At 58.0% G+C, this 9,137-nt stretch carries 7 protein-coding genes; 6 read left to right on the top strand and 1 reads right to left on the bottom strand.

Going from position 1 to position 9,137, the window contains the following annotated elements:
• Window positions 1-991: Trk system potassium transporter TrkA (trkA, locus tag ACW17M_RS07850; protein ID WP_457547188.1), on the bottom strand; the 991-nt coding region annotated here is incomplete at its 3' end.
• Between the two features lie 206 nt (window positions 992-1,197).
• Between trkA and kdpF the strand changes: the two genes are divergently transcribed.
• From kdpF to ACW17M_RS07820, 6 genes are read left to right on the top strand one after another with little or no spacing between them, the layout of a single operon-like run.
• Entirely contained in the window at window positions 1,198-1,278 is an 81-nt protein-coding gene (gene kdpF / locus ACW17M_RS07845; protein ID WP_081742537.1) for a K(+)-transporting ATPase subunit F, read from the top strand.
• A 9-nt stretch (window positions 1,279-1,287) separates the two neighbouring features.
• Window positions 1,288-2,979, top strand: a complete 1,692-nt coding sequence (gene kdpA / locus ACW17M_RS07840) for a potassium-transporting ATPase subunit KdpA (protein WP_400671150.1) — start codon at window positions 1,288-1,290, stop codon at window positions 2,977-2,979.
• 10 nt (window positions 2,980-2,989) lie between these two features.
• The gene (gene kdpB / locus ACW17M_RS07835; protein ID WP_342585290.1) at window positions 2,990-5,026 is read left to right on the top strand and encodes a potassium-transporting ATPase subunit KdpB; all 2,037 of its coding nucleotides are present in this window, start codon (window positions 2,990-2,992) and stop codon (window positions 5,024-5,026) included.
• A 10-nt stretch (window positions 5,027-5,036) separates the two neighbouring features.
• On the top strand, window positions 5,037-5,705 hold the full coding sequence (gene kdpC, locus ACW17M_RS07830; RefSeq protein ID WP_342585291.1) for a potassium-transporting ATPase subunit KdpC: 669 nt from the start codon (window positions 5,037-5,039) through the stop codon (window positions 5,703-5,705).
• A 4-nt stretch (window positions 5,706-5,709) separates the two neighbouring features.
• Window positions 5,710-8,394 (top strand): ATP-binding protein, encoded by a 2,685-nt coding sequence (locus ACW17M_RS07825; RefSeq protein ID WP_457547187.1) that lies wholly within the window; start codon window positions 5,710-5,712, stop codon window positions 8,392-8,394.
• Entirely contained in the window at window positions 8,384-9,109 is a 726-nt protein-coding gene (locus ACW17M_RS07820) for a response regulator transcription factor (protein ID WP_342585293.1), read from the top strand. The genes ACW17M_RS07825 and ACW17M_RS07820 overlap by 11 nt, the downstream gene beginning before the upstream one ends.
• Window positions 9,110-9,137: the final 28 nt, after the last annotated feature.

The following is a 9,137-nucleotide window of genomic DNA, read 5'->3' as shown; positions in this document are numbered from 1 at the left end:
TGTTAATCAGCGTCAGCACCTTCTTCGCCCCCAAACGCTTGGCGAGCAGCGACGACATGATATTGACTTCGTCGTCGTTGGTCAGCGCGCAGAAGATATCGCACTCTTCGATATTCTCCTCTTCCAGCAGACGCTTGCTGGTGGCACTGCCATGGAGCACCACGGTGCGATCCAGCCGCTCAGAGAGGGTAGTGCAGCGCTCCAGGCTGTGCTCGATGATCTTGACCTGGTGGCTATGCTCCAGGTGTTCGGCCAGCCGCTCGCCGATATTGCCACCCCCGGCGATCACTACCCGGCGGAAGTCCCGCTCGACCCGGCGTAGCTCGCTCATTACCGCGCGAATATCCCGGCGGGCGGCAAGGAAGAACACCTCGTCGTCAGCCTCGATGACCGTATCGCCACGGGGGATAATTGGTCGGTTACGACGGTAAATGGCGGCTACGCGGGTATCCACGTTGGGCATATGGCGGCGCAAAAAGGCCAAGTCCTGACCCACCAGCGGGCCACCGTAGAACGCCTTCACCGCCACCAGCTGTACCAGGCCACCGGCAAACTCCAGCACCTGCAGGGCACCGGGATGCTCAATCAGGCGACGTACATGATCGGTGACCACCTGCTCGGGGCTGATCAGTACATCAATGGGGATCGCTTCGTGGGCAAAAAGGCCTTTACGGGTCAAATACGCGGTGGCGCGCACCCGGGCAATTTTGGTCGGGGTGCGAAACAGCGTATGGGCGACCTGGCAGGCGATCATATTGATCTCGTCGCTGTTGGTGACAGCGATCAACATATCGGCGTCTTCACAGCCTGCCTGGCGCAACACAATCGGGTAGGAACCTGCCCCGGTGACCGTGCGGATATCGATTTTGGTGTGCAGCTCGCGCAGTTTTTTGGCGTCAGTGTCAACGACGGTGATGTCGTTCTCCTCGCGGGCGAGGTGTTCTGCCAGTGTGCCGCCGACCTGGCCGGCGCCGAGAATAATAATTTTCATTAGTCGTTAGGTCACTCCGGCGACATGTTAATGCAGATACTCACCTATCCAAGGGGAAGCTGTCGAGGGTAGTGAGCTTCAGATCTACTTTTGGCCGACGAAAAAGGCTTTTTTTACGTCTTTTTGACGGCTAACGCCTTAAACGCCATCGAATTTTTACGCCTGCAATCTCTAAGCTCAAGGTGTCAATCAAAGGAGGCACTTTCATGAATATTGCATTGCTAATTATCGCGACCGGCACAGCGGCGTATCTATTTTACGCACTTATCTGCCCCGAGCGTTTTTAGGAGATCACCATGAACGATATGATCGCTATTTACGCCCTCGTGGCTCTGCTTAGCGTACCACTGGGTATCTACATTGCCCATTCGCTAGGTGCCCAGCCGAACCGTCTCGACACGCTATTTGGCGTGATCGAAAAGCCAATCTATCGGTTGGCGGGCGTTAACAGTCAACATGCCATGACGTGGCAAGTGTACGCGTTAGCCATCCTGAAGCTGCATGTGGGCTTGATACTGCTGGCATGGCTAGTGTTTATGTGTCAGGGCCTACTGCCACTCAACCCGGACGGCATACCTGGCATGCCTTGGGACACGGCGCTGCATACAGCGGTGTCCTTTGCTACCAACACCAACCAGCAGCATTATTCTGGCCAAGCGCAGCTTTCGCATTTAAGCCAAACCTTCGCCATTGTCACGCTGCAGTTCTTAACCCCCGCCACGGGGCTCGCAGTGTTGGTCGCCATTGCCCGCACTTTATTAGTCGCTAAACCTGCCAAGGTGTTAAAAGGCGTTGGCAACTACTACCACGACCTTACCCGTACCCTGGTGCGCGTTATGTTGCCACTGGCAGCGGTAGTCGCACTGTTGCTCACATGGCAGGGCGTACCGGCCAGCTATCAGGCCGCCCACCAGGTAGAGATGCTGGATCCCCAGGTGGAAGAAGTGCAGTCGATTCCCTTAGGCCCGGTGGCGTCCATGGTGGCGATCAAGCAGTTGGGTACCAACGGGGGTGGCTGGTACGGGCCCAACTCAAGCGTGCCGCTTGAGAACCCCACGCCGCTGGCGAACGTTATCGAAACCGCTTCACTGACGATTATCCCCGTGGCGCTGCTCATTGCGATTGCTCTGATTAGTGGCCGACGCCGACTAATGACGGGCATTGGCGCCGTAATGATCGCGTTCTCACTGATCTCCACGTCTGTGGTGGTCTATTCAGAACGCATGCCCAATGCTGCTTTGACCGAGCTCTCTCAGCCGGGGGCCAATTTAGAAGGCAAGGAGCTGCGTTTTGGCACTGACCTTTCCGCCCTGTGGGGCAGTTGGACAACGCAAACCTCCAACGGCTCAGTCAATGCCATGCACGATAGCTTCAATCCCATGGGCGGCATGATGCTGCTGATGGATATGTTCGTGAACGTGACCTTCGGTGGCGTGGGCGTCGGGTTAATTGGTTTCTTCCTCTACCTGATGTTGGCGGCCTTTGTTGGCTCACTGATGGTAGGTAGGTCGCCCGAGCTTTTTGGCAAACCGTTAGAAACCCGCGAGATGCGCTGGATTTCACTGGCGATTCTGGCTCAGCCGCTGGTCATCCTAGGGTTGAGTGCGCTGACCGTGGCGATGCCAAGCGCGGCAGCCAATTCAAACCCGGGGTTTCACGGTTTATCCCAAGTGCTTTACGAATTTACCTCCGCGTTTGCCAATAACGGCTCTGGTTTTGAAGGGCTGGGCGATGACACAACCTGGTGGAATATTGCCTGCGTGGTCGCCCTGTTGATTGGCCGCTTCTTACCCATGCTAGTGCCATTAGCGGTAGCCGGTTGGTTGGCCGCTAAGCGCACGGCACCGGCGGGGCGTGGAACCCTGCCCATGGATAGCCCCGCCTTTATGGGCTTAACCGCAGGGGTGATTGTGATCGTCAACCTGCTTGGCTTCTTACCGGCGTTAGTGCTTGGCCCAATTGCAGAATCCGTCGTGCAAGGCTTCTAGGAGAAAAGAGATGTCACATACAGAGCTTGCTAAACAGCCGCGTCGTTCGCTGCCCATTGGCCAGGTTGTCACCGGCGCGGTGAAAGGGCTTGCGCCCCATCTACTGGCGCGCAACCCGGTTATGGCGGTGGTCGCCATTGGTACGGTGGTGTGTTTCGGGCTAACGCCGATTGCTTTCGCCCAGGGCGAAAACGGCGGCTTTGCGCTCACCATTGCGCTACTGCTGCTCGCCACCGTGCTGTTTGCCACCGGTGCGGAGTCACTGGCCGAGTCCCGGGGTAAGGCTCATGCTGGCGCGCTGCGCAAAACCAAAGGGGAGCTCAAGGCGGCTAAGCTAAACGCTGACGGCACCACCAGCGCCGTGACCGCCGACTCACTGCGTAAAGGCGACCGAGTGAAAGTGGTGGCGGGTGAGCTGATTCCGGCAGATGGCGATATCGTCGAGGGTGCGGCGTCTATCAACGAGTCGGCGGTAACCGGTGAGTCCGCGCCGGTGCTGCGTGAAGCGGGCACCGATAACAGCGGCGTCAGTGCGGGCACCAAAGTGCTCTCGGATCAGCTGATTATTGAAGTCAGTGCCAATCCCGGTGAATCCCTGCTGGATCGTATGATTGCCTTGGTAGAGGGCGCTAGCCGTCAGAAAACGCCTTCCGAGCTGGCGCTTTCGGTGCTGCTGGCGATGCTGACCCTGGTGTTCCTGATCGTGGTGGTCACGCTGGTGCCCATGGCCGCTTTCGTAGGAGTAGAAACCTCGACGGTCATGCTGGTAGCACTATTAGTGTGTTTGATTCCTACCACCATTGGCGGTCTTTTGCCCGCCATTGGTATTGCCGGTATGGAGCGCGCCATGCGGGCCAACCTGGTCGCCAAGTCAGGTAAGGCGGTGGAGATTGCCGGCAGCATCGACACGCTGTTGCTGGATAAAACCGGCACGATTACCCTGGGTGACCGCCGCGCGACGGAGTTCGCACCCTGTCAGCAGGTGCCGCGGGACAAGGTACGCGACGCGGCGTTCCTGACCTCCCTGGAAGACCCCACGCCGGAAGGCCGCTCGATTGTGGCGCTCGCCACCGAGCAGGGTGTGGATATGCAGCTCAGTGAAGAAGCCGATGGCGCTACCTTTGAAGCCTTCAGCGCTGAAACCCGGCTTTCAGGGGTTGACCTAACCAGCGGTAAAAAAATACGTAAAGGTGCCCCTAATGCCATCGCCGAGTGGGTAAGGGCGCAGGGCGGCGATATCCCCAGCGATTATAACCAGGTCATTGAGCGCATATCCCGGGATGGTGCCACCCCCATTGCGGTAGCGGAAAACCAGCAGATCCTGGGCGTGGTAGCGCTGTCTGACGTGATCAAAAGCGGTATCGCGGAGAAGTTTGCCGAGCTGCGTGCCATGGGCATCAAAACCGTGATGATCACCGGTGACAACCCGATTACCGCCTCGGCCATAGCCGCCACGGCAGGAGTCGATGACTACATTGCTGAGGCCACGCCTGAGCGTAAGCTGGCGCTGATTCGCGAAGAGCAAGCCAGTGGCCGACTGGTGGCCATGGTCGGTGACGGCACCAATGACGCACCGGCGCTGGCCCAGGCTGACCTTGGTCTGGCCATGAATTCCGGCACCCAAGCCGCCCGCGAAGCGGCCAATATGGTCGACCTGGACTCCGACCCCGGCAAGCTAATCAGCGCGGTGGAAATTGGTAAGCAGCTGCTGGTGACCCGAGGCGCACTGACCACGTTCTCTTTGGCGAACGATGTCGCTAAGTACTTCGTGATTCTACCGGCGCTATTTGCGGCAAGTTTCCCCGCGCTGGGCGTGCTGGATGTGATGAACCTGCATTCACCCACCACGGCGGTGCTGGCAGCCGTGCTGTTCAATGCGCTGATTATCCCCGCACTGATTCCCTTTGCGCTGCGTGGCGTGTCCGTAAAGGCCGCATCGGCAACGGTGCTATTGCGCCGCAATCTGCTGATCTACGGTCTTGGTGGGCTGCTGCTACCGTTCCCCGCCATCAAGCTGTTCGACATGCTGATTACGCTGTTTATCTAGGAGAAGCGTCATGAATATAGGTATTAAAGATCCCTCGGCGATTAATGACGAAGAGCAGCAGGCACCAACGTTTGAGGCAAAAGCCACTTGGGGCAATGCTCTGCGCTTTATGGTGGTGATGGCCGTTCTGCTTGGGCTGGTGTACCCCTTAGCGACGACAACGGTCGGTGGCTGGTTGTTTCCTGAGCAGGCGCAAGGCAGCTTGGTTCGCGACGCCGATGGTCGGGTAGTGGGTTCAAGCCTGGTGTCGCAAACCTTTGTCAGCGATGAATACTTTATCGGTCGCCCGTCAGCGGCGGGTAACGATGCGGGCGGGGTTTCGGGCTCTAATCTGGCACCTAGCAACGAAGCGCTTCGTGAGCGTGCCCAGGCCGATGCCCTGGCGATTGCCCAGAGGGAAGGCGTCAGCGTCGATCAAATCCCGGTTGATCTGATCACCGCGTCGGGCTCCGGGGTTGACCCGCATATCTCGTTACCAGCCGCTGAATTACAGGTCGCAAGGGTAGCGCAGGCGCGTGAAATCGACGAAGCTAGCGTCACTGAGCTGATCGACCAAGCGCTTGAAAACACGGGCTGGCTGGGGTCGTCAGTGGTCAACGTTTTGCGATTGAATGTGAGTTTGGATGAGCGTTTTCCAGTCGCCACCACCACCACGTCGTCCGTTACCCCTGTGGAGTAGCTAAATGTATTCAGCGGATCAGCGACCCGATCCCAATGCATTGCTAAAAGCCGCGCGCCGAGAGGCGCGCGGCTGTTTGCGTGTATTTTTAGGAGCCGCCCCCGGAGTAGGCAAAACTTACACCATGCTACGCACAGCCCGGGAGCGGGCAGAAGAGGGCGATGATATCGTCATTGGCGTGGTGGAGTCCCACGGGCGCGCCGACACCGAAGCTCTCTGTGAGGGGCTGTCACGTATTCCACTAGCGCCTTTACAGCACCATGGCCGAACATTTTATGAATTCGATATTGATGCGGCCCTAGAGCGGAAGCCCACTATTCTGCTGGTAGACGAGTTGGCTCATCGCAATATCCCCGGCAGCCGACATCCACGGCGTTATCAGGATATCGAGGAGTTGCTGGATGCGGGGGTCGATGTCTGGACAACGGTGAACGTCCAGCATTTGGAAAGCCTCAACGACGATGTGGCCCGGATTACCGGCATTCGCATGCGCGAAACCGTTCCCGATGCACTGCTAGAGCGCGCCCGGGATGTATCGCTGGTGGACTTAACCCCTGAGGAGCTGCTCGAACGCTTAAGACGCGGCAAGGTATATATCCCGGAACAGGCACGCGCCGCCATGGAGGGCTACTTTAATGAGTCGAACCTTAATGCGTTGCGCGAGCTGGCGATTCAAACCATGGCCGAGCGGGTGGATGCCGATGTAAAAGTGGCCATGGATGCCAGCGGCAGAGCAGGCCCTTGGCCGGTAAGGCCGCACCTGCTGGTGGTCGTCAACGGTAGTGAAGACGATGTGTCCCTCGTGCGCTCAGCCCACCGAATGGCCGAGAGGCGCCTGGCCGTGTGGCGGGCGGTCTATGTGGATAAAGGTATCGCCTCGCCCGAGCAGCAGCTAATGGTTGAGAAGATATTTAGCCTGGTTACCCGGCTGGGAGGCGATTCACTTCGCTTGCAGGGGCATAGCCAGCTAGGTGAGGTGCTCAACTACGCCCGCTCGATTAATGCCACCACGATTATGGTGGGACGCGACGCAAAACGTCGCTGGTGGCCCTGGTCACGACCGCTTGCCCAACGCTTGATCGCGCATACCGATGTCTTTGATATCGTGGTAGTGGCTCAGGGAAGCGTGAAGCAAGGTAGGCGTAAGCGGCAGCCTGGCTGGAGAGTGCGTCCACCCCAGCTACTCGCCACCAGCTTGGCGGTAATGGCCTCATTGGCAATAGCCCACCTGCTAGAACCCTGGCTGGAGCTTGCCAATCTGTCGCTGGTGTTTTTAGCCGCCGTGCTGTTCAGTGCTATCTGGGCGGGCACCGCTATGGCCATGTTGAGTGCCGTGGTGGGCTTTTTGGTGTTTAACTTCTTTTTTACAGAGCCGCGTTTGACCTTTGCCATGGTGGAGCGGGGGCAACTATTGACGGTGGTGTTCTTCTTTTTGGTAGCGCTAGTGGTGGGGCAACTGGCGGGTCGTGGACGCCAGCGCTTAGTCGCACTGCGGGCCAGCCGCGACCAGACCCAGCTTCTGTTGCGCTACGCCGAGCAGCTCTCCACCGCCACCGACAGTGCCAGCGCCGCCAAAGTGGGTGTCGATACGCTGGTGCAGTGTTTTGAAGTCCCCGTTATCTTTATTGAAACGGCGGAAAGCGCTAGCGAGGTGCGCCTGGTCTACGCACTTCCGGACGCCGAGCGTTTGGATATGACCGCCAAGCAGGCAGCGGTATGGAGTTGGCAGCACCAAAAACCGAGCGGTCAGGGCACTCAAACGTTGAGCCAGCAGGCGTGGCGCTTACTTCCGCTGGCGGTGCATGGCGAAAAAGTGGGGATGCTGGCGCTCAAACTGTCGGCAAGCCCAAAGGCGCTCAACCATGAGCGTGAGTCGCTGATTGACACCCTGGTGCGCCAACTCAGTATGGCGCTTGAGCGCACACGTTTGGTGGCCGAGTTGAATACAACGCGTGTGTCCGAGGAGAACGAGCGGCTACGCTCCGCGTTACTCTCGTCGGTTTCTCATGACTTGCGCACGCCGCTGTCATCTATTATTGGCGCCACCAGCTCACTAATTGAGCTAAAACCCCAGCTCAGTGAAGACGATCAGCGCGAGTTGCTGGACGGTATCTTATCCGAGAGCGAGCGGCTCAACCGCTATATTCAAAACCTGCTCGATATGACGCGGCTGGGGCACGGCACGCTGAAAATAGAGCGTGACTGGGTGTCGTTTGACGACGTCATCAACTCAGCGCTGAAGCGACTGGGGCAATCGCTAAAACACGTCGTGGTACGCAAACAGTGGCCTACTACGCTGCCGCTGTTGTACGTTCATCCCGCTCTGGTGGAACAGGCGCTGGTTAACGTGCTGGATAACGCCCAGCGCTTCTCGCTACCAGGCGGCGAGCTGCTGATCAAGGCCCACCTTAATGAAGGTGAGCCAGCCACATTGGTAATCACCATTGAAGACCAAGGCCCAGGAATTTCCCCCGAGCTGCGTGAGCAGGTATTTGATATGTTTTATAGCGGCGGCGACGGCGACCGCAGTGCCCATGGCAGTGGCCTCGGTTTGGCCATTTGTCGTGGCATGATTGGCGCCCACGGCGGCACAATTAACGCTGACACCGGCGAAAGCGGGCGGGGCACAGCGATTATTATTACCCTGCCACTGTTGGGCGCAGATATTAGGAGTGTTGATGAAGAGTGAAGGGAATGGGCGCATTCTGATTGTTGACGACGAACAGCAAATACGCCGCTTTCTGCGTATCAGCCTAGCTTCCCAAGGTTACGCTGTGCTGGAGGCAGAGAACGGTGAACAGGCTTTGGCGGCGGTCTATACCCAAGCGCCAGACGTCGTGCTACTCGACCTTGGCCTACCCGATATGGATGGTCATGAGGTGCTACAGGGTATCCGGGAGCACAGCGTTGTACCGGTAATTGTGGTGTCCGTGCGGGATAGGGAGGAGGAGAAAGTTTTATCGCTGGATAACGGCGCCAATGATTACGTTACCAAACCTTTTGGCATCCAAGAACTGCTTGCCCGTATTAGAGCAGTACAGCGTCAGTCGCTGCAAGCGAGGGGAGAGGTGGCCGCTAGCTACTATGTTAGCCAGGGGCTGGTGATCGATCTTGAGTTAAGGCAGGTTTCTCTACACCAGGATCGTGTGCATTTGACCCGCAAAGAGTTCGCCGTGCTTGCCCGTCTTTGCCGCTATGCCGGGCGTGTTGTCACCCAGACCCAGTTGCTTAAAGAAGTATGGGGGCCGACCCATGTAGACGACACCCATTACCTGCGTATTGTGGTCAGCCGTCTGCGCCAAAAGCTCGGCGATGACCCCCAAACACCAGTACTACTGCAAACAGAAGCCGGGGTCGGGTATCGGCTGTTGGTAGAGCCAGCGCAGCAACCTGCAACGTCCTAGGTACCTGAAAAAAACAATAGGTACCTGA

This window comes from Vreelandella sp. 2A-K22 (assembly GCF_054065485.1).
The sequence above is the reverse complement of the archived record's forward strand: the minus strand, read 5'-3'. Positions and strand labels throughout refer to the sequence as shown.

Coding starts and splice junctions, on each gene's coding strand:
- kdpF (WP_081742537.1), top strand. CDS start 1,198: ATGAATATTGCATTGCTAATTATCGCGACCGGCACAGCGGCGTATCTA.
- kdpA (WP_400671150.1), top strand. CDS start 1,288: ATGAACGATATGATCGCTATTTACGCCCTCGTGGCTCTGCTTAGCGTA.
- kdpB (WP_342585290.1), top strand. CDS start 2,990: ATGTCACATACAGAGCTTGCTAAACAGCCGCGTCGTTCGCTGCCCATT.
- kdpC (WP_342585291.1), top strand. CDS start 5,037: ATGAATATAGGTATTAAAGATCCCTCGGCGATTAATGACGAAGAGCAG.
- ACW17M_RS07825 (WP_457547187.1), top strand. CDS start 5,710: ATGTATTCAGCGGATCAGCGACCCGATCCCAATGCATTGCTAAAAGCC.
- ACW17M_RS07820 (WP_342585293.1), top strand. CDS start 8,384: ATGAAGAGTGAAGGGAATGGGCGCATTCTGATTGTTGACGACGAACAG.